The organism is Serratia sp. TSA_7 (genome assembly GCF_052692135.1).
In genome coordinates this window covers 14,609-32,798 of the sequence record NZ_JBQZFU010000006.1, presented here as the reverse complement: position 1 = coordinate 32,798, position 18,190 = coordinate 14,609, and the positions used below count along the sequence as shown (strand labels likewise).

The window sequence follows — 18,190 nt, the reverse complement described above, 5'->3', positions numbered from 1 at the left end:
GAAAGATGTTAACGGAAAATAAAGTGAGAAAGAGCAGTCGTGTACGCAAGTTTCGTCAAAAGGGTTTTACGCTTTTGGAAATTATGGTGGTGATTGTGATTCTGGGGTTATTGGCCAGTTTGACTATTCCCAGCCTGATGGGAAATAAAGAGAAAGCGGATAAGCAAAAGGCGACCAGCGATATTGTCGCCCTGGAGAATGCGCTGGATATGTACAAATTGGACAATGGGCGTTATCCCAGTTCGGAGCAGGGGTTGGCTGCGCTGTCGGCCAAGCCTGAAGTGGCGCCGGTTCCCCGCAATTATCCTGAAGACGGTTATATCCGCCGCCTGCCGCAGGATCCCTGGGGCAATGCGTATCAACTGCGCAATCCCGGGCGGCACGGCAAGCTGGACGTGTTTTCCAGCGGCCAGGATGGTATTGCCGACAGTGAGGATGACATCGGTAACTGGCCTGATAAAACGGCGGATAAAGCAGAGTAATGATGAGGTGCGAACGCGGTTTTACCCTGCTGGAAATTATGCTGGTGCTGCTGTTGTTAGGCATCACCAGCAGCCTGGTGATGCTGCGTTCTCCCGCAGTTGAAAATCAACTGGCACGACAGGGTGAGCAACTGGCCTGGCAGTTGAATGAGGTTGCGGAACGGGCTGAGCGTGAAGGAACAACCTATGGCGTGGCGTTCAGCCGCAAGGGGTGGCGTATTGTCGCCGCCGGTCAACCGCAGGATAAAACTGCGGTGGCGATAGGCTCACCGTTACCGGCCGGGGTTGAACTGTCGTTGGCCCTGGAACGGCAGGCGGTTTCGCTGAAAGGCGAGTGGCCACCGCAGGAGGAACCGCAGGTTTGGCTGTATCCGGGCGGTGAAACCACCGTGTTTTCCGTCACATTGCAGCAGGGGAAATGCCAGTGGCAACTCAGCGCGACCGGTTTCTTTACGTTTGAAACGACAGAAGCCCACTGTGATGAAGCTTAAATATCAACGGCAGCGAGGCATGACCCTGCTGGAGGTGATGGTTGCGCTGATGATATTCGCCATTGGTTGCATGGCGTTAATCAAAACCACCGGAGGGCAGGTGCAAAGCCTGGGGGCCATCGAGGCGAAGAATATCGCCCTGTGGGTAGCGGATAACCAATTGACTTTATTGCAGCTTGATAGGGTCCCGCCCACGCAGGCATGGCGTCAGGGGACGACGGAAATGGCGGATGAAACCTGGTATTGGCGTTATCGCGGCAGAGATACCACGGATGCCGGGATGCGGGCGATAGAAATGGAAGTTCGGCGCGATCCGCAGGCACCAGGCGCCTTGATCAGGCTGTTGGCCTACAGAGAATTGCCATGAACAGGAAAGCGGAGCGCGGTTTTACTCTGGTGGAAATGATGCTGGCCATCGTTATTTTTTCTTTGCTGTCGCTCACGGCGATGATGATTTTCAAAGGTGTATTGAGAAACAGTGAGATCACCCAGCGAAAATCGACGCAAATGGTTCAGTTGCAACGGGCGCTAACCCTCATTGAACGGGACTTTACCCATGCACTCACCCGTACGCCGGCCGGTTTGGCCGGTCAAACCGGCATACCGGAGTTTATGGCGCGCGGGGCTGCGGAGGGGGATGGCGGCTATCGGGTCACGATGATCAGGAATTACTGGCATAACCCCGGTGCCAGGCTGCCGCGTTCGACGCTGGAGCGGGTGGAATATCGGTTTCAGAAGGGGAAGTTGGACCGCCTGAGCTCCCCAGCCCTGAACAGCCCGCCGTCTGCCGCGCGCAGTGTGGCGTTGTTGTCGGACGTGTTGCGGTTCCAACTGCGTTTTTATTATCAAGGCGAATGGTTAGCGGCATGGCATGCCAGCACCTGGCTGCCTCAGGCAGTCGAGATCACCGTCGAAACAGGTTCTTTCGGCGTGGTGCGGCGCATTGTCCCGCTGTCGCCTGAGGAAAAATCATGAATAAACAGCGGGGAATGGCGTTGTTGATGGTTTTGTTAATGATGTCGGTGATGACGATTATTGCGGTGAATATCAATATCTACTGGCAGAGGTCGTTGACGCGAGCGCAGTTTCAGCAGGATCAATTAAGGGCCAAATGGTTGCTGTTGGGCGGAGAAATCTATGCCAAAAGGCAGTTGCAACAGGCGTTGGATAAGCAGGTCTCGGTGAGTTTGGGGCAGGCATGGGCGCGTGAAGATATGGCCATGCGCACGGAAGAGGGAGAGGTTTCAGTGCGTATCGTCAGCGCCGATGTCTGTTTTAATTTGAATGCGCTCGCAACGTCATCCCTGGTGGATGACGTTGGGGGCGAAAAGCCGAAAATAGCGAGAGAGAAGCGGATATTCATGCTGTTGCTCACCAATCTGGGCGTTGACGAGCCGCAGGCCGGCGCTATCGCCGACGCTGTTATTACGAAAATCAGCGCACAACGCGGCACGTCTGAAACGGGCTATCTGATTGAAGACGTCAGTGAACTGCGGGAGATCGGCGTCATAAACCCTGAACTGTACCTGCGTATAGCGCCATTGGTCTGCGCCTTACCGGATAATACGCTGCAAATTAACCTCAATACCGCCACGGAGCGGCAGTTGCCGCTGATCAGGGCGATGTTGCTGAATGCTTTGGGTAACGAGCAACTCCTGGCGATCATCGCCGGTCGGCCGCAGCTTGGCTGGAACTCATTGGACTTTTTAACCACGGATAACTACCCCGAACTGCGTAAGCTGAAAGACGGCGGCCTGGCTGACGGACTGGTCACCACCGGCAACCGCTTTACTGTGGAACTGCGGGTGAAACTGGATGACGGCAGGTATCGCTTGGTCAGCGCATTGCAACGGAACAGTACCGGCACGAAGGTCATTCGGCGCCAGTTTGGCTGGGGAGAACACTAGAGTATGTCGGACAATATTCTGTTAATCGCTCTGGGGCACGGCGCCGTCGCCGATGTGCGCTGGGGCAAGGTGGGGGAAGCGCAAAGCGTCTTTGCCGCCAGCCTCGATCTGGATAATGCGGGTGCCGAGCTGGCGGTTATGGCGCGGAACAGCAAGGTGGTGGTGCTGGTTCCTGCGCGCCATGTGGTGCTGCGCCACACGCAGTTTCAGGGGAAATCCAGGCTGGCGACACCGATGGCGTTGGCGTTCCAGCATGAAAGCGAACTGCTGACCGACGTGGAGCAGATGCACTGGGTAATCTTGGGCAAGGAGCAGATGAATTTCGGCATTGCCGGGGTCACGCTGACGCAAATGCAAACCTGGTGCGAACGGCTGCGTGCCTGCGGCCTTCATGCCGATAAAATGCTCCCGGACGTGCTGGCATTGCCCCTGCCCGGAGAGTGCAGCGTGGCCTATTGGCCCGATCGATGGTTGATAAGAACGGGAAAATGGCAGGGCATGCAATTGCCGTGCGCGTGGGAGGACACCGAACTTCCGGTCACGCCGGATCTTTGTATTCACGCCGGTGGCAGTGTGCCCTCGACATGGGAGAGCGGATCCTCCGCAGGGGATCCGCTATGGCAATTGGCGAACGAAGCCGGGCGCAGCAAGAGCAACCTGCTGCAGGGGAAATTTAAACCCGCTCTCAGATGGCCGCGGTTTATTCCGGGAAAGACCGCCTGTGCGTTGCTATTGGTCAGTTGTTCGTTGCTGGTTTGCGGTTTGTACCATCAACTGAAGGCCGGGCAAGCCGAAAGGCAGATGGCCGCTTTATATCGGCATCTGTCGCCGGGGCAGCCGCTAACGGCTTCGCCCGTTGAGGAGGCCAGAAAAAAAGTCAGACAGATGCAAAATATATTGAAGGAGCCTCAGCTGTTTAAGCTGTTGCCTTATGCCACCGAGGCGCTGTCTCTGTGGGAGCAGCCGCAACTGCAGTCGTTAATTTTCGATGGCGCTAAAAATGAGCTGGTTATCACCCTGTTAAAAGAGGATACGCAACTGGCGCCACCAACCGAAGACAATGGCATCAGCATCGCCATGACGGAAGGGCCTTCGGATAATTTGGTGACCCTGACGGTTGGAGAAGAGCAATGAAAGCACGGATAGCCGATTTAAGAGCGGATAAAAGCCTGCAGGCGGCGGTGGCGTTGAGCCTGATGCTGTTGGCGGCCTTCAGTTATTGTCTGTATCAGTTTCATCAGGTGAAAAAAAATACGCAGCGGTTGGAGGCGCTGAATGTGCAGATGGGCAACGTCGCCCGGTTGCAATCGCGATTACCTCCTGATGCCGCCCCCCCTGTACTGCTGCAGGAACGCCTGCGGCAGAGCGCGCAAGAAAATCAAATTCCCGTTACGGCCTGGGACGAAAGCGAAGAAGGCGTGCGGATGACGTTAGTCTCCATCCCGTTCGCGCGTTTAACGATCTGGCTGGCCGAATTGCAGCGCGAGCAAGGGATTCGGGTGGTGCAACTTGCCGTCGAACGCAGCGAACAGGATCAGGGCGTGGTGAAGGTCAGCCAACTGTTGGTGGCGGCGCAGCAAGCCATTTTATAAGCGATCCCGGTTTTATTCATTCAGAGGGAAATATGTTATCCGTCATTGAAAATATGGCCAGTGACTGCTGGCTATTATTCAGCGCAGTGCTGAGCCTTTGTTTGGGCAGTTTTATTAATGTGGTAATTTACCGGCTGCCCAAGATGCTTGAGCGTGAAGAGGATGAAAGGGTTAATGGCCGTCATCCTGATGTATTTAATTTTTTTCTGCCAAGGTCAACGTGTCCGCACTGTTTAGAGAAAATAAAACCCTATGATAATATTCCACTGCTGAGTTGGTTGATATTGCGCGGGCGTTGCCGCCACTGCCGGGAGGATATTTCCTCGCGTTATCCGCTGGTGGAATTAGTTACCATGCTGGCCGGCATATCGATAGCCTGTTTTATCGGTGTCGGTATCGACTGGTTTTTCATGTTGGCGTTATTTTCATTATTGTTGGCACTGTCGGCTATCGATGTGGAGCGGCAGCTATTGCCCGATTGTTTGACGCTGTCATTGCTGTGGGCCGGGTTGTTGTGGCATAGCATCGCGCAGCCGCAATTTTTACCCGCCGCGGTAATCGGGGCGGTAGCGGGCTATCTCACCCTTTGGCTGCTTTACTGGGGTTTCCGGTTATCGACCGGGCGTGAAGGCTTGGGGTATGGCGACTTTAAATTGCTGGCGGCGTTGGGGGCGTGGGGGGGATATGAAGCCCTGCCGCCTATCCTGCTTATCGGTTCTTCCAGCAGCCTGATCTGGCTGTTGCTACTGCGTGTGATGCGTTCCCGCAGCTGCTCGCAGCCCTTGCCGTTCGGGCCAGGACTGGCGATAGCCGGATGGTCGTGGGTGCTTTACCACTGGATTATCCAGCCGGTTGTCGGCTAGCGCGTATGCTCAAGAAAACGCGCCAGCGACTGGTTAAAGCTGCTGCATTTCTGCGCCAGGGGCGTAGCGTCGGCATTCAGCCGATCAAATACCCCTTTGGCCGCATCGAGTAATTGGGTTTGATTCACGTCTTGGCTTGGCCAACCTTTTTTATTTGCTTCGCTCAATGCCGCCGCGGCCAACTTATCATTGGTCGGGATGTCGGCGCGGCTGCATTTTTCCCGAAGAAACTGGCTGGCGCCGACCAGTGAGGACAGTTGTTCCAGCTGATGCTCGGCCGTTGGCGGTGTGGTTTTATGTTCTGCAGAATGCTGACAGCCAGACAGCAGTCCGAGGGATATCGTTAACGCAGCAATATTTTTAGTAAACACGCTATTCTCATATTCGGTATTGGGAGTGGTTGGTTATTTTATCTTCGGCTTATTATGGTTTCAATGCTCCCGGTTCTTTTTAAGTATTCTTCATATTTACTAAGGGTTTGCTGACATTAATGTGCATTAAGTTAAGGCAACCTAAGTATCTCGGGCTTATTTATTCGTTTTATTCTCTTGGGGCGGGAAGTTACCGCGTTTATTAGAACAGTAAATAATTCGACTGAAAGTTATTTGACTTTTATCAGTTGAAAGCCGAACAGTTTAACTGGAGTAGTAATGAAATTATCAAAAATTGCCTTGATGATGGCAACACTTGCCGCCTCTTCCGCTGCATGGTCACACGGTTATATTGAAGTCCCCGAGAGCCGCGCATTTAAATGCAAACTGGGTTCAAACACCGACTGCGGTCGGGCGCAGTATGAACCGCAGAGCGTGGAGCAAATCTCTGGTTTTCCGGCTAATGACCAGCCTCTGGATGGCCAATTGGCCAGCGGCGGCGTCGGGGGCTTTGAGCCACTTGACCGTCAGGGCATCAACATTTGGGCGCTGAATACCATGAAGCCGGGTCCTCAGGCCTTCACTTGGTACCATACCGCCAAGCACAAAACCAACAACTGGCGTTATTACATCACCAAGCAGAACTGGGATGTGAATAAGCCGCTGTCGCGTGAATCTTTCGAAAGTGAGCCTTTCTGTGAAGTCGATGGCCACGGCGATGCGCCAAAAGAGCGTGAAGTTCACCAGTGCGTAGTTCCGGAAAGAACCGGTTACCAGGTGATTTATGGCGTGTGGGAAATTAACGACACGGTAAACAGCTTCTATCAGGCTGTCGACGTTAACTTTGAAGATGGCGGCATTGTTTCCGAGTGGAACCAGCAACTGCAAGGGCAGATCAACGGTAAAAACCTGTCGATCGGCGATAAGGCGATCGCCCGTTTCTTCAGTGATGCCGGCGAAGTGATCGCCATGCAGGTTGAACTCGATATCAACAGCGAAGCGCTGACCGATAAAAATCGCTGGAGCCAGGCGCTCGCGGAAAAAATTAACGCCACCCACGCCGACGTGCGCGCCGGTGTTAAAGATAAAGACGGCAACGTCAACCCAATCGCCGGTAACAACTACGTCTTCGCCAAGAAAGGCAGCACGCTGAAGAGCGTGGTGATTTCCTACGAGGAAGAAACCCCGGCCGTTACCGAGGAAATCCGCATTAGTGGGCTGTCGAGCACCAAGATCAAAGACGGTAAATCCCAGTTGACCTTTAACGCTGAGGTGAAAGGCAAGCTGACCGTCGAAGCGCGCGTGTTCGATCATCATCAGACCGAGAAAGGCTACCTGAAAGCCACCGTAGATGACGCCAGCCAGCCGTTGAGCATGGATCTGAACAACGTCAGCGAAGGTCACCATATGTTGAAGGTGATTGCGACTAACGATAACGGGCATAGCATTCAGCCTGACGTTGAGAACTTCAATCTTGAAGCCGAGTCTACCGGCGGCACCGGAGAATATAACTTCGTCTTCCCGAACGACCTGAGCAAATACACCGCCGGCACCACAGTGTTGCAGCCGAAAGATGGCAAGGTTTACGAATGTAAGCCATTCCCGTACAGCGGCTACTGCATACAGTGGAACAGCGCATCAAACAATTATGAGCCGGGTGTGGGTTCCAACTGGCAGGACGCGTGGGTTGTGAAGAAGTAAGCGATCCGATAACGAACAGAATATTCAGCGGCCAGCAATGGCCGCTTTTAAGAGGGTTTTATGCAACATCAAACTGAAACGATTGGCATCCGCACTCGTTACGATCTCTTCAGCCGCCTATTGCATTGGATCATTGCCGTCGCGATGTTTTACGTCATGATTGTCGGATATTCACTGCATTTTATGCCGAATGAGCGGATATTTACCTTTTTCTCGGAGACCAATATGTCGTTGGCCCTGGTGCTGACGCCGCTGATGATGGCACGCTTTCTCTGGCGTTTTTTCAGACCCTCGGTCCCCTATGGCGAAATGCTGAAAGGGCATGGGAAGGGGCTGGTGCATTTGCTGCACGAGGTATTCTACCTGCTTATTTTCGTGGTATTGATCAGCGGTTTTTTAATGTTGGAAAAGGGATTTCAGGTCTTTGGCGTTATAGATTTCCCCCGTCCGGTGGACAGCCTGGAGGTGAACAGATTCTTTTTTGTCATACATCGCTGTTCATGTGTGGCGCTGGCGGGAATGATTGTGCTCCACGTGGCTGCGGTGATAAAGCATCACTACTTTGAAAAGAATGCGATTCTGCGCCGCATGTTGTAGCCTGCGTACTGTTTGGCGCGCCGGTTTTTCCGCTGGTGCGCCGCCGTTATCCGAGGGATTTTCTGGCGGTGTAATAATGGGCGGGGAATTGACAGTGGCTATTATTGAGGGGGGCTTCCGACTATATTGCGGGATTTCGGCAGTGAATGAAAATCACTGCAAGTCAATAAGATAAATGCGTGCTTGCCGTAAACATTGAAGCCGATAAAGGTATCGGCTCAACGCATTTATCACCTGGATTATCGTACGAATTTCCAAACGGCAACGGGGATTTTATCGTACAGCTTATTCATGGTGAGCTCGGCCAAACGGTGGTCCGCTGCAGAGTAGAACAGCTCTAGTTCGTCATCCGAAAGCTCATACTTATTTTTTTCAATAACGCGTTCCAGGGTGTCAATCGTGGTGCATTTACGTAAACGCATCAGATAGTCAATTTTAGTCATGATAGCCTTTAGTTGTATAAACCGTAGAGTAATTTGGGGATAATTATCCCCTAAGTTTTCATTGTCGTACAGATGCCCTCTCCTGAGAACATTCTGAATAATCGCGCTTTGGTTTTTTGCCAGCGGCGCAAATCGGAATCATTAATACCATAACTGCTAAACAGCGTGTAGGTATCGTCGAGATACTCTTCGACTAACTCCGATAAATCACTTTCGTCCATGTATTTAATTTTATAACTCATCACAAACGAAGCAATATGTTCAATCAACTCGTTAAGCTGGAGGTTGACGGAAGACGTTGGATCGTTCACCCAGCCGTGGTGGCTGTCGCCCAGCGTTGCGATACCTTCATCATACAAATTTTCGCACAAGAATTTGAGCTGAGCAATATCGTGCCTTTTAGGCGAATACTCATCCATATCATCCCCTCCGTAAGTCTTAATTTCGGTGTTGATAACACTCTGTGAGTAAGCTGATTTACATCATGGACGGAGGCAGCTTAACGGTGACAAAATAAACTTTCCGTATAATGAATATAAATCATTTTTTCGCATTTGGCCTGCTGTTATTACGTAAACTTACAATTCATCTGCGGTAGAGGGGCGGGAGTTATCAATGATGTCAAAGGTTAATCCCGTTTCGACAACGCTAAAAGTCACGCTGTCGCTGATGTATTCCTCGGCGCTGATATCCAGACAGGCGTTGAAAATTGTCCATTTATAGCGATAACTCATTGAATACTGGTTGCTGCTCACATTTTGAATATCAAGTATTTCTAATGAGCCCTCGGCGTAACGTGCGCTTTCCGAATAAAAACTCAGGCCGCTGGTCAATGCCGGCACCAACTCTGAAATTTTATCGTTAATCATTTTTTTTAGTTTTTTAACGGAAAGTGCTTCCGTCATTGTGTCGCAACGAAGAGTCACATGCATTTAATGTCTGGCCGTACCGCTATCCAATCTATTTATCTTACTCCTTTTTCGTCACCTCGTCGGTAAACTTTTCGTTTATCGGGGGCTTTTTTACAGTTTCTCAACGTTGTTTACTGCTTAATAACCCTGATGTTATTCGGTATATCTCAAAGGGAGTAGCTCCGTTATTCGTTAATCTGCTAATTATCGGTGCAAGCATAACTTTCTTTGTTAAGTTCCGTTACATAAATCGCCGGCGGAGCGCTTGAGGTGTCGATGGTTATGTGATGTTATACTGTAACAATCAATCTTTCTTCTCTTTGGCTATGAAACTGACATCCGCACCCCATCAACATGACGCTGAGCCGTCACTGCATTCCCTGTTCACCGCATCGGCGGGATTACGCTGCGGCATTGCGGCAGCATTGTTGGCCCTGTTGTGGCTGGGCATTCGCTGGGCGGTATTGCTGCCATGATTACGCTGCAACAGGCCGTGTTTGGTTACGGCGGCACTCCGTTGTTTCCACCTCTTAGCGGACATTTCGCTGCCGGCTCTTTGACGGCGGTGGTTGGCGTTAACGGTGCCGGCAAGTCCACGTTGCTGAAAACCTTGGCTGGGCTTTTACCTTTGCAGAGCGGCAGCCTGCTTTTCAGCGGCAACAAGTTACCGCGCATGGCATATCTGCCGCAGCAGGCTGAGCTGGATCGTCAGTTCCCGATCCTTGTGAGCGATCTGGTGGCCATGGGAAGCTGGCCGCAGTGCGGTATGTTCCGTGGGCTGAACAAGCGCGCCGGGTTGCAGATTGTCGAGGCGCTGGATGCCGTGGGCATGGCGTCGATGGCGAGAAGCCCGATAGGCGAACTTTCAGGTGGTCAGCTGCAACGAGTGTTGTTTGCTCGCTTGCTGGTCCAGCAGGCACCGTTGATTTTATTGGATGAACCTTTTACCGGCATCGACAGCGCCACCACCCAATTATTGCTGCAGGTGATCGCACAACTGCACCAACAGGGGCGAACGGTGATTGCCGTGTTACACGATATGTCGGTGGTGGCCAATCATTTTCCTCAGGCGTTGCTGTTAACGCCACAGTGTTGCCATTGGGGCGATGCCGATCGGGTGCTGGAACATATTCCGGCGCTGAACGTCGCCAGCCGGCCCCAGTGCCTGATGGCGGTAGCACCATGATGCTGCTTGATCCTCTCATCGATCCCTTTGCCTCATTCGGTTTTATGCGTCGTGCGCTGGTGGCCTGTTTTGCGCTGTCGCTCAGCGCAGCGCCCTTGGGGGTGTTTCTGTTACTGCGGCGCATGAGTCTGGTTGGCGATGCGTTGTCCCACGCGGTACTGCCCGGGGCGGCGATAGGCTATTTGATTTCAGGCATGTCGCTGGTGGCGATGGGTGTCGGCGGGTTTATCGCCGGACTGGCGGTGGCGATGCTCTCCGGGTTGGTCAGCCGCCGAACGCCGCTGAAAGAAGACGCCAGTTTCGCCGGTTTTTATCTGGGTTCGTTGGCGCTGGGGGTGACGCTGGTCTCACTGCGTGGTTCAAGTGTCGATCTGCTGCATGTGCTGTTCGGCTCGATTCTGGCGGTAGATACGAACGCCATTTTGATGGTGGGTGTAATAGCCAGTTTTTCGCTGTTGGCACTGGCGCTGCTGTATCGCGCCCTGGTGATCGAATCTTTCGACGCCACCTTTTTGCGAGTCAGTGCGCCGCGCTGGCTGGCGCTGATACACGGGCTGTTTCTGGCTCTGGTGGTGATAAATCTGGTGGCGGGGTTCCAGATCCTCGGCACGCTGATGTCGGTGGGGTTGATGATGCTGCCTGCCGCCAGCGCGCGTTTCTGGGCGCGTAATCTGCCACATACGTTGGCGGTGGCGATGGGGATTGGCATGCTCTCAAGCCTGATTGGCCTCGAATGGTCTTATTACGCGTCATTGCCCGCCGGCCCGGCGATTGTGCTCAGCGCCAGCGTGATCTTTTTTGGGTCGATTTTGTTTGGGACGCGTGGGGGAATTTATTCTCTCGCGCGCCGTTGAGAAGTGCCAAGTTCAAGGAGAAAGTATGAAACGTTTACCTATTTCGCTGGCAGTCGCTGCTCTGCTGTCCAGCCCATTGGCGATGGCGAAAACCGTTGATGCCGTCGCCAGCTTTTCGATCCTCGGCGATATCGTGAAGCAGGTGGGGGGAGAACACGTCAGGGTCACTACATTAGTGGGGCCGGACGGCGATCCGCACAGCTTTGAACCTTCGCCGAAAGACAGTAAGGTGCTGTCGCAGGCCGATGTGGTGTTCGTCAGCGGGCTTGGGCTGGAGGGCTGGATTGATCGCCTGGTCGGTGCCTCGGGGTATAAAGGGCAGGTGGTTACCGCATCGCAGGGGATCGACACCCGCCAGATGAGCGAAGACGGCAAGGAGGTCACCGATCCCCATGCCTGGAACAGCATGAAGAACGGAGTGCAATACGCAACCAACGTAATGAATGCGCTGATTGCCGCCGATCCGCAGGACGCCAATTATTTCCGCCAGCGCGGTTCAGAATATATCCAGCAGTTGCAGAAATTGGATCTCTGGGCCAAAACCCAGTTTGCCGCGGTACCGCAGCAAAAACGTAAGGTGCTGACCAGTCATGATGCTTTCGGTTATTTTGGTCAAGAATATGGCGTCACTTTCCTTGCTCCGGTCGGTTTCTCTACCGAGGCCGAAGCCAGCGCCAGCGACGTGGCCGGTTTGATTAAGCAGATCAAACAGGAGAAGGTTAATGCCTACTTTATTGAAAACCAAACCGATCCGCGGCTGGTGAAACAGATTGCCGCCGCCACCGGCGCGAAAGCCGGCGGTGAACTGTATCCAGAGGCGCTGTCCAAACCGCAAGGGCCGGCGGCGACCTATGTAGAGGCGTTCCGGCACAACGTCGATACGTTGTTAGGCAGCATGAAATAAACCGTAGCGGCCCTGCCGGCAAGGCGGGGCCACTGTTGCGTTCCCGTTTCCTTTCTCCATAAAAAAGCCCCGTTGAGCAGCAACGGGGCTTTGCGACAGACGACACTTCAGACGTTAACGCTTTTTCTTGCGTCCCTGCACCGCTTTGAAGCGCGGGTTGCTTTTACAAATCACATAGATACGACCATTGCGGCGTACGACTTTGCAATCCGGATGGCGCTTCTTCGCCGACCGCAACGAACTTAAAACCTGCATGTTGATTCCCTTTTATTTGCTGCCAAGGAAGCGGCCAAAACGCTGCTGGAAGCGCGCGGTGCTGCCTTCTTTGGAGAACTCTTTCTGCTTGCCGGTGTAATACGGATGCGAAGCGGAAGAGACGTCGATAGTGACGTACGGCCAGTTTTCGCCATCGAGTTCAATGGTGCGATCGGTATTAATGGTCGAACCCACTTTAAAATAGGTGTTGGCACTCAGATCGTGGAACACCACGGTACGGTAGTTTGGATGGATGCCTGCTTTCATGATGCCCTCTCATGTAATGTTATACTATAACAATAATTATGCGCCGCACGGCAGAGCGGATCAAGTACAAAATGCAGCGACAGGCGAATTAATGAGAGTGGTTTGCATTAAGCGGATGAAGCAAAAGAAAAAGGCCGCATAAGCGGCCTTTGTGTTCAGCGGTAAGCGCTCACTGGGTTATCAGTGATGCTCAACCGGATGGCTGTGTTCCACATCTTCAGACTTCTTGCTGAAGCGGCGGCGAACCACCACGAAGAAGACAGGAACGAAGAAGATGGCCAGCACGGTAGCGGTAATCATCCCGCCCATAACGCCGGTACCTACCGCGTTCTGCGCGCCGGAGCCTGCACCGCTGCTGATAACCAGCGGCAGTACCCCGAGGATGAAGGCCAGCGAAGTCATCAGAATCGGGCGCAAACGCATGCGCACCGCTTCCAACGTGGCTTCTATCAGGCCTTTACCTTCTTTATCCATCAGGTCTTTGGCGAATTCCACTATCAAGATGGCGTTCTTCGCCGACAGGCCGATGGTGGTCAGCAGCCCCACCTGGAAGTAAACGTCGTTGTTCAAGCCGCGCATGGTGGCCGCCAGCAACGCGCCGATAACCCCCAGAGGCAGAACCAACATGACCGAGAACGGAATCGACCAGCTTTCATACAGCGCGGCCAGGCACAAGAACACCACCAGAATCGAGATGGCGTACAGGGCAGGGGCCTGGTTACCGGACAGACGTTCCTGGTAGGACATACCGGTCCAGTCGTAACCGATGCCGCTTGGCAGCTTGGAGGACAGCTCTTCCATCATGTTCATTGCTTCACCGGTACTTTTACCCGGTGCCGCCTGACCCAGAATTTCCATGGAAGGCAGGCCGTTATAACGTTCCAGACGCGGTGAACCGTACTCCCATTTCGCTGAAGAGAATGCGGAGAACGGAACCATCTGGCCACTGGTGCCACGGACAAACCACTTGTTGATGTCCTCAGGCAACATACGGAACGGTGCTTCAGCCTGCACGTAAACCTTCTTCACACGACCGCGGTCGATGAAGTCGTTCACGTACGAGCCACCCAACGCGGTGGTCAGCGTGCTGTTGATGGTGGTGATGCTGACACCCAACGCCTTGGCTTTTTCCTGATCGATAATCAGTTTGAACTGCGGCGTATCTTCCAGGCCGTTAGGACGCATGCCGACCAGCAGATCCGGATGCTGAGCCGCCATGCCCAACAGCTGGTTACGCGCTTCGGTCAGTTTCTCATGCCCCAGGCCACCCTGGTCAATCAGCTGGAAGTCAAAACCGGTAGCGGTACCCAATTCGATAATCGCAGGCAGGTTGAACGGGAATACCAGGCCGTCTTTAATTTGCGAGAACGCGCCCATGGCGCGGCCTGCAATTGCCGGCACTTTATTCTGCTCACCGCTACGCTCGGACCAGTCTTTCAGGCTGACGAACGACAGACCGTTGTTCTGGCCGTTACCGTTAAAGCCGAAGCCCGCAACGGTAAATACCGACACCACGTTGTCTTTTTCTTTGGTCATGAAGTAGTCGGTGACTTCTTGCAGCACCTTCGAGGTTCGAGCCTCGGTGGCGCCCGCAGGCAGCTGCACCATGGTCAGCAAGATGCCCTGGTCTTCTTCCGGCAGGAACGAGGACGGCAGGCGCAGGAACAGCAGGCCCATGCCGACGACGATTAGCAGGTAGATCACCAGATAGCGACCGGTGCTGCGCAGGATACTGGCTACGCTGTCGGTGTAGTGGTGGGTGCTCTTTTCGAACATGCGGTTAAACCAGCCGAAGAAGCCGGTTTTAGCCCCGTGATCGCCTTTCTGCACCGGTTTCAGCAGGGTGGCGCACAGCGCCGGCGTCAGAATCAACGCCACCAGCACCGACAGTGCCATCGCGGAAACGATGGTGATGGAGAACTGACGGTAGATCGCGCCGGTTGAACCGCCGAAGAATGCCATAGGTACGAATACCGCTGACAGCACCATGGCGATACCGACCAACGCACCCTGGATCTGCTCCATCGATTTCTTGGTCGCTTCTTTCGGCGGCAGCCCCTCTTCGGACATTACGCGCTCGACGTTCTCCACCACCACGATGGCGTCATCCACCAGCAAGCCTATCGCCAGCACCATGCCGAACATCGTCAGGGTGTTTATCGAGAAGCCAAAGGCCGCCAGTATCGCAAAGGTGCCCAGCAAGACGACCGGTACCGCGATGGTAGGGATCAGCGTCGCGCGGAAGTTCTGCAAGAACAGATACATGACCAGGAATACCAGCACGATCGCTTCGAACAGCGTTTTCACCACTTCGTTGATCGAAATCTTGACGAACGGGGTGGTGTCGTACGGATAAACCACTTTCATCCCCTGAGGGAAGAACGGCTGCATCTTGGTTAACGCGTCTTTTACCGCTTTGGCGGTATTCAGGGCGTTGGCGCCGGTAGCCAGTTTGATACCCAGACCCGCCGCCGGTTTGCCGTTGTAACGTGCGGTTACGGCATAGCTTTCGCCGCCACGCTCAATACGCGCTACGTCTTTCAGGCGAACCTGCGAGCCGTCCGTATTCACCTTAAGCAGAATTTTGCCGAACTCTTCAGGAGAGGTCAGACGGGTCTGCGCGATGATTGAGGCGTTAAGCTGCTGGCCCGGTACCGGTGGCATCCCACCCAATTGCCCTGCGGCGATCTGGTTGTTCTGCTCGGTGATGGCGGACGTCACATCCGTCGTGGTCAGTTGGAAATTGTTCAGCTTGCCCGGATCCAGCCAGATGCGCATGGCGTACTGTGCACCAAACAGTTGCACTTCACCCACACCTTGTGAACGGCTGATAGGATCCTTGATATTTGAGGCTACATAGTCCGCGATGTCGTCCTGAGTCATGTTCGGATCGTCGGAAATGAAGCCGGCTACCATCAGGAAGCTGCTGCTGGATTTTTCTACTTTCAGGCCTTGCTGCTGCACTTCTTGCGGTAACAGCGGCGTAGCCAGCGACAGTTTGTTCTGGACCTGAACCTGCGCGATGTCAGGGTCGGTGCCGGAGTTGAATGTCAGCGTAATGGTGACGCTACCAGAGGAATCACTGGTGGAGGACATGTACATCAGATTATCGATACCGTTCATGTTCTGTTCGATAATCTGGGTCACGGTGTCCTGCACCGTTTTTGCATCCGCGCCTGGATAGTTGGCGGAAATACTCACCGCCGGTGGTGCAATAGTGGGATACTGCGCGATCGGCAGTTTCATTATTGCAAGCACCCCCGCCAACATGACGATGATGGCGATTACCCAGGCGAAAATCGGGCGATCTATAAAGAACTTAGCCATGTCTTACCGGCTCCTTTTTATGACTTCTGCGCTTCAGACTGCGGCTGTTTTTGCGCCTGAGTGTCAACTTCCTGCACTTTTACCTGAGCGCCCGGGCGAACTTTCATCAGGCCGGTGACAATCACGCGATCGCCGGCTTTCAAACCGTCGGTAACCAGCCATTTGTCGCCGATAGCCTGATCCGCTTTCAGCGTACGCAACTCGACTTTATCGTCAGCGCCCACCACCATGGCGGTAGCTTCGCCGCGCGGGTTACGCGTCACGCCCTGTTGCGGTACCAGCAATGCATCGCTGCGAACGCCTTCGTCCAGACGGGCGCGAACGAACATCCCCGGCAACAGCGTATCGTTCGGGTTAGGGAACAATGCGCGAATGGTGATGGAACCGGTGGTTTCATCAACGGTAACGTCAGAGAATTCCAGCGTGCCTTCCTGGGCGTATTCCGTGCCGTTTTCCAGCAGCAATTTCACCTTGGCTTTGCCGTTTTCCTGTTTCAGCGCACCGCTGGCCAGTTCTTGCTTCAGACGCAGGAAATCGTTGCTTGACTGAGTCACGTCCACGTACATCGGATCCAGCTGTTGCACGGTAGACAGCGCGGTGGCTTGACCGTTGGAAACCAGCGCGCCTTCGGTCACGGCGGATTTGCCGATGCGGCCGGAGATCGGCGAGGTCACTTTGGTGTAAGCCAGGTTGATGCGTGCGGTTTCCACTGCGGCTTTCGAGGCCACCACGGCGGCTTCTGCCTGCTGCAGCGTGGAAACTGCGGTATCGTAATCCTGCTTACTGATGTAGTTGGTGCCCAGCAAGGGTTTGTAGCGGTTCACCGTTACGCGCGCGATCGACGCGCTGGCTTGAGATTTGGCCAGGTCGCCTTTGGCGCTGTCATAGGTTGCCTGATAGGTGGCGGGATCGATCTGATACAGGGAAAAACCTGCTTTGATGTCACTGCCTTCAACAAAATTGCGCTTCAGGATGATGCCGCTGACCTGAGGGCGAACTTCGGCGATACGATACGCAGCAGTGCGGCCAGGAAGATCGGTAGTAATGTTGAGAGGCTCGGCCTTCAATGTCACTACGCCCACTTCGGGAGCCGGTGGTTGGGCGCCTTGTTGTTGGGTTTCCTTATCGTTACATCCTGTAAGTACTAAGCTGCCTGAAAGCATCAGAACTGCCGCCAGAGGCGTTAACCCTCTGTTTTTGTTCATAGAAAAACCTCAAGTGTCCGATTTCAAAATGATCAATGGATCACAAGCTTTAAAACCCATTGCTGCGTTAATTATATGTGCGTGCTATGGTACATACATACGCGAATGTATGTAAATCACACTCCCCCGAAAAAACAACGCCATGGCACGAAAAACCAAACAGCAGGCGCTAGAAACTCGACAGCACATTCTTGATGCTGCGGTGCAGGAATTTTCTGAACGTGGCGTTTCTGCAACGTCACTGACAGATATTGCCACCGCTGCCGGTGTTACGCGTGGTGCTATTTATTGGCACTTCAAGAATAAGGTAGACCTGTTTAACGAAGTTTGGGAATTGTCAGAGTCGAAAATAGGCGATCTCGAAATAGAGTATCAGGCAAAGTACCCTGATAATCCACTGCGTATTTTACGTGAAATACTAATTTATATACTGACGGCGACGGTCGATGACGGCCGCCGGCGAGCGCTGATGGAAATCGTATTCCACAAATGCGAATTTGTCGGTGAAATGATGCCGCTGCAGGACGCGCGTAAAGTGCTTAGTTTGGAAGGCTACGAACGCATCGAGTCGGTGCTGCGCAATAGTATGCGCCACGGCCAACTTCCCGCCGATCTCAATACCCGCCGGGCGGCGATTATCCTGCGGGCTTATATCACTGGCCTGATGGAAAACTGGCTTTTTATGCCGGAAAGTTTTGATCTGAAAGCCGAAGCGGCAGCCCTGGTCGATTCATTCCTCGAAATGACCCAATTCTGCCCGACCTTAAGGGTCAAACCGGAAGAGCAGGCGGCCGAGCCGCACTGTGCCGACTGTCATCCTTAAAAGGAGATGCA

General features: G+C 53.6%; 22 protein-coding genes. 14 read left to right on the top strand and 8 right to left on the bottom strand.

From position 1 onward, the window contains the following. The first annotated feature begins 5 nt into the window (after nt 1–5). The 8 genes from gspG to ACUTQW_RS18150 are packed head-to-tail and all read left to right on the top strand — an operon-like array spanning nt 6 to nt 5,335. Nucleotides 6–482, top strand: a complete 477-nt coding sequence (gene gspG / locus ACUTQW_RS18185; protein ID WP_044033762.1) for a type II secretion system major pseudopilin GspG — start codon at nt 6–8, stop codon at nt 480–482. Next, a complete protein-coding gene (gene gspH, locus ACUTQW_RS18180) occupies nt 482–973 on the top strand; it encodes a type II secretion system minor pseudopilin GspH (protein WP_006323954.1) in 492 nt (163 codons plus the stop codon). The genes gspG and gspH overlap by 1 nt, the downstream gene beginning before the upstream one ends. Beyond that, nucleotides 963–1,340 (top strand): type II secretion system minor pseudopilin GspI, encoded by a 378-nt coding sequence (gene gspI / locus ACUTQW_RS18175; RefSeq protein ID WP_171407178.1) that lies wholly within the window; start codon nt 963–965, stop codon nt 1,338–1,340. Before gspH ends, gspI begins: the two co-directional genes overlap by 11 nt. Continuing rightward, the gene (gene gspJ, locus ACUTQW_RS18170) at nt 1,337–1,948 is read left to right on the top strand and encodes a type II secretion system minor pseudopilin GspJ (protein ID WP_006323956.1); all 612 of its coding nucleotides are present in this window, start codon (nt 1,337–1,339) and stop codon (nt 1,946–1,948) included. The genes gspI and gspJ overlap by 4 nt, the downstream gene beginning before the upstream one ends. Next, the gene (gene gspK, locus ACUTQW_RS18165) at nt 1,945–2,880 is read left to right on the top strand and encodes a type II secretion system minor pseudopilin GspK (protein WP_445654928.1); all 936 of its coding nucleotides are present in this window, start codon (nt 1,945–1,947) and stop codon (nt 2,878–2,880) included. Before gspJ ends, gspK begins: the two co-directional genes overlap by 4 nt. A 3-nt stretch (nt 2,881–2,883) precedes the next feature. After that, the gene (gspL, locus tag ACUTQW_RS18160) at nt 2,884–4,014 is read left to right on the top strand and encodes a type II secretion system protein GspL (RefSeq protein WP_006323962.1); all 1,131 of its coding nucleotides are present in this window, start codon (nt 2,884–2,886) and stop codon (nt 4,012–4,014) included. Further along, on the top strand, nt 4,011–4,472 hold the full coding sequence (gene gspM / locus ACUTQW_RS18155) for a type II secretion system protein GspM (protein WP_006323963.1): 462 nt from the start codon (nt 4,011–4,013) through the stop codon (nt 4,470–4,472). The genes gspL and gspM overlap by 4 nt, the downstream gene beginning before the upstream one ends. A gap of 32 nt (nt 4,473–4,504) precedes the next feature. Continuing rightward, nucleotides 4,505–5,335, top strand: a complete 831-nt coding sequence (locus tag ACUTQW_RS18150) for a prepilin peptidase (protein WP_064799501.1) — start codon at nt 4,505–4,507, stop codon at nt 5,333–5,335. On the opposite strand, the gene gspS is transcribed toward ACUTQW_RS18150, so the two are convergent. Beyond that, a complete protein-coding gene (gspS, locus tag ACUTQW_RS18145) occupies nt 5,332–5,706 on the bottom strand; it encodes a type II secretion system pilot lipoprotein GspS (protein ID WP_062793130.1) in 375 nt (124 codons plus the stop codon). The two genes, ACUTQW_RS18150 and gspS, sit on opposite strands and share 4 nt — an antisense overlap. 279 nt (nt 5,707–5,985) lie before the next feature. Here gspS and gbpA point away from each other — a divergent pair, with 279 nt between their 5' ends. Together gbpA and ACUTQW_RS18135 are read left to right on the top strand one after the other, a co-directional pair. After that, the gene (gene gbpA / locus ACUTQW_RS18140; RefSeq protein ID WP_064799500.1) at nt 5,986–7,407 is read left to right on the top strand and encodes an N-acetylglucosamine-binding protein GbpA; all 1,422 of its coding nucleotides are present in this window, start codon (nt 5,986–5,988) and stop codon (nt 7,405–7,407) included. Between the two features lie 60 nt (nt 7,408–7,467). After that, a complete protein-coding gene (locus tag ACUTQW_RS18135) occupies nt 7,468–8,004 on the top strand; it encodes a cytochrome b (protein WP_006323971.1) in 537 nt (178 codons plus the stop codon). A 239-nt stretch (nt 8,005–8,243) separates the two neighbouring features. Here the strand turns inward: ACUTQW_RS18135 and ACUTQW_RS18130 are convergent, their stop codons facing one another. The 3 genes from ACUTQW_RS18130 to ACUTQW_RS18120 form a co-directional block, all read right to left on the bottom strand. Beyond that, a complete protein-coding gene (locus ACUTQW_RS18130) occupies nt 8,244–8,447 on the bottom strand; it encodes an HHA domain-containing protein (RefSeq protein ID WP_006322256.1) in 204 nt (67 codons plus the stop codon). 50 nt (nt 8,448–8,497) lie between these two features. Then, nucleotides 8,498–8,866, bottom strand: coding sequence for an Hha toxicity modulator TomB (tomB, locus tag ACUTQW_RS18125; protein ID WP_004949348.1), 369 nt, complete (start codon nt 8,864–8,866; stop codon nt 8,498–8,500). Nucleotides 8,867–9,025: 159 nt separating this feature from the next. Continuing rightward, entirely contained in the window at nt 9,026–9,352 is a 327-nt protein-coding gene (locus ACUTQW_RS18120; RefSeq protein ID WP_006323972.1) for a hypothetical protein, read from the bottom strand. A 478-nt stretch (nt 9,353–9,830) separates the two neighbouring features. On the opposite strand from ACUTQW_RS18120, the gene ACUTQW_RS18115 reads away from it, so the two are divergent. Genes ACUTQW_RS18115 through ACUTQW_RS18105 form a run of 3 tightly spaced genes read left to right on the top strand, consistent with a single transcriptional unit; the run spans nt 9,831 to nt 12,302 of the window. Continuing rightward, nucleotides 9,831–10,544: a metal ABC transporter ATP-binding protein gene (locus tag ACUTQW_RS18115; protein ID WP_064799499.1), complete on the top strand. Its 714-nt coding sequence runs from the start codon at nt 9,831–9,833 to the stop codon at nt 10,542–10,544. Beyond that, nucleotides 10,541–11,398 (top strand): metal ABC transporter permease, encoded by an 858-nt coding sequence (locus ACUTQW_RS18110; protein ID WP_004949351.1) that lies wholly within the window; start codon nt 10,541–10,543, stop codon nt 11,396–11,398. The genes ACUTQW_RS18115 and ACUTQW_RS18110 overlap by 4 nt, the downstream gene beginning before the upstream one ends. 25 nt (nt 11,399–11,423) lie before the next feature. Further along, nucleotides 11,424–12,302: a metal ABC transporter substrate-binding protein gene (locus ACUTQW_RS18105; protein ID WP_006323980.1), complete on the top strand. Its 879-nt coding sequence runs from the start codon at nt 11,424–11,426 to the stop codon at nt 12,300–12,302. A gap of 114 nt (nt 12,303–12,416) precedes the next feature. Here the strand turns inward: ACUTQW_RS18105 and ykgO are convergent, their stop codons facing one another. The 4 genes from ykgO to sdeX all read right to left on the bottom strand — a co-directional run bounded on the left by ykgO (nt 12,417) and on the right by sdeX (nt 17,356). Next, a complete protein-coding gene (gene ykgO, locus ACUTQW_RS18100; protein ID WP_004949353.1) occupies nt 12,417–12,557 on the bottom strand; it encodes a type B 50S ribosomal protein L36 in 141 nt (46 codons plus the stop codon). 12 nt (nt 12,558–12,569) lie between these two features. Further along, complete coding sequence (locus ACUTQW_RS18095) at nt 12,570–12,824, bottom strand: type B 50S ribosomal protein L31 (protein ID WP_004949355.1); 255 nt, start codon at nt 12,822–12,824, stop codon at nt 12,570–12,572. Nucleotides 12,825–13,004: 180 nt separating this feature from the next. Continuing rightward, nucleotides 13,005–16,151 (bottom strand): multidrug efflux RND transporter permease subunit SdeY, encoded by a 3,147-nt coding sequence (gene sdeY, locus ACUTQW_RS18090; protein WP_004949357.1) that lies wholly within the window; start codon nt 16,149–16,151, stop codon nt 13,005–13,007. Nucleotides 16,152–16,168: 17 nt separating this feature from the next. Continuing rightward, nucleotides 16,169–17,356, bottom strand: coding sequence for a multidrug efflux RND transporter periplasmic adaptor subunit SdeX (gene sdeX / locus ACUTQW_RS18085; protein ID WP_006323983.1), 1,188 nt, complete (start codon nt 17,354–17,356; stop codon nt 16,169–16,171). A 142-nt stretch (nt 17,357–17,498) separates the two neighbouring features. Here sdeX and acrR point away from each other — a divergent pair, with 142 nt between their 5' ends. Beyond that, nucleotides 17,499–18,179, top strand: a complete 681-nt coding sequence (gene acrR, locus ACUTQW_RS18080; RefSeq protein WP_006323984.1) for a multidrug efflux transporter transcriptional repressor AcrR — start codon at nt 17,499–17,501, stop codon at nt 18,177–18,179. The last annotated feature ends 11 nt before the right edge of the window (nt 18,180–18,190 follow it).

What these genes read in the sequence shown, in the direction of transcription:
- gspG (WP_044033762.1), top strand. Translation starts at nt 6, where the DNA reads ATGTTAACGGAAAATAAAGTGAGAAAGAGCAGTCGTGTACGCAAGTTT.
- ACUTQW_RS18135 (WP_006323971.1), top strand. Translation starts at nt 7,468, where the DNA reads ATGCAACATCAAACTGAAACGATTGGCATCCGCACTCGTTACGATCTC.
- gspK (WP_445654928.1), top strand. Translation starts at nt 1,945, where the DNA reads ATGAATAAACAGCGGGGAATGGCGTTGTTGATGGTTTTGTTAATGATG.
- ACUTQW_RS18115 (WP_064799499.1), top strand. Translation starts at nt 9,831, where the DNA reads ATGATTACGCTGCAACAGGCCGTGTTTGGTTACGGCGGCACTCCGTTG.
- ACUTQW_RS18095 (WP_004949355.1), bottom strand. Translation starts at nt 12,824, where the DNA reads ATGAAAGCAGGCATCCATCCAAACTACCGTACCGTGGTGTTCCACGAT.
- gbpA (WP_064799500.1), top strand. Translation starts at nt 5,986, where the DNA reads ATGAAATTATCAAAAATTGCCTTGATGATGGCAACACTTGCCGCCTCT.
- gspH (WP_006323954.1), top strand. Translation starts at nt 482, where the DNA reads ATGATGAGGTGCGAACGCGGTTTTACCCTGCTGGAAATTATGCTGGTG.
- ACUTQW_RS18120 (WP_006323972.1), bottom strand. Translation starts at nt 9,352, where the DNA reads ATGACGGAAGCACTTTCCGTTAAAAAACTAAAAAAAATGATTAACGAT.
- gspM (WP_006323963.1), top strand. Translation starts at nt 4,011, where the DNA reads ATGAAAGCACGGATAGCCGATTTAAGAGCGGATAAAAGCCTGCAGGCG.
- gspI (WP_171407178.1), top strand. Translation starts at nt 963, where the DNA reads ATGAAGCTTAAATATCAACGGCAGCGAGGCATGACCCTGCTGGAGGTG.
- ykgO (WP_004949353.1), bottom strand. Translation starts at nt 12,557, where the DNA reads ATGCAGGTTTTAAGTTCGTTGCGGTCGGCGAAGAAGCGCCATCCGGAT.
- ACUTQW_RS18130 (WP_006322256.1), bottom strand. Translation starts at nt 8,447, where the DNA reads ATGACTAAAATTGACTATCTGATGCGTTTACGTAAATGCACCACGATT.
- gspL (WP_006323962.1), top strand. Translation starts at nt 2,884, where the DNA reads ATGTCGGACAATATTCTGTTAATCGCTCTGGGGCACGGCGCCGTCGCC.
- sdeY (WP_004949357.1), bottom strand. Translation starts at nt 16,151, where the DNA reads ATGGCTAAGTTCTTTATAGATCGCCCGATTTTCGCCTGGGTAATCGCC.
- acrR (WP_006323984.1), top strand. Translation starts at nt 17,499, where the DNA reads ATGGCACGAAAAACCAAACAGCAGGCGCTAGAAACTCGACAGCACATT.
- tomB (WP_004949348.1), bottom strand. Translation starts at nt 8,866, where the DNA reads ATGGATGAGTATTCGCCTAAAAGGCACGATATTGCTCAGCTCAAATTC.
- ACUTQW_RS18150 (WP_064799501.1), top strand. Translation starts at nt 4,505, where the DNA reads ATGTTATCCGTCATTGAAAATATGGCCAGTGACTGCTGGCTATTATTC.
- gspJ (WP_006323956.1), top strand. Translation starts at nt 1,337, where the DNA reads ATGAACAGGAAAGCGGAGCGCGGTTTTACTCTGGTGGAAATGATGCTG.
- ACUTQW_RS18105 (WP_006323980.1), top strand. Translation starts at nt 11,424, where the DNA reads ATGAAACGTTTACCTATTTCGCTGGCAGTCGCTGCTCTGCTGTCCAGC.
- sdeX (WP_006323983.1), bottom strand. Translation starts at nt 17,356, where the DNA reads ATGAACAAAAACAGAGGGTTAACGCCTCTGGCGGCAGTTCTGATGCTT.
- ACUTQW_RS18110 (WP_004949351.1), top strand. Translation starts at nt 10,541, where the DNA reads ATGATGCTGCTTGATCCTCTCATCGATCCCTTTGCCTCATTCGGTTTT.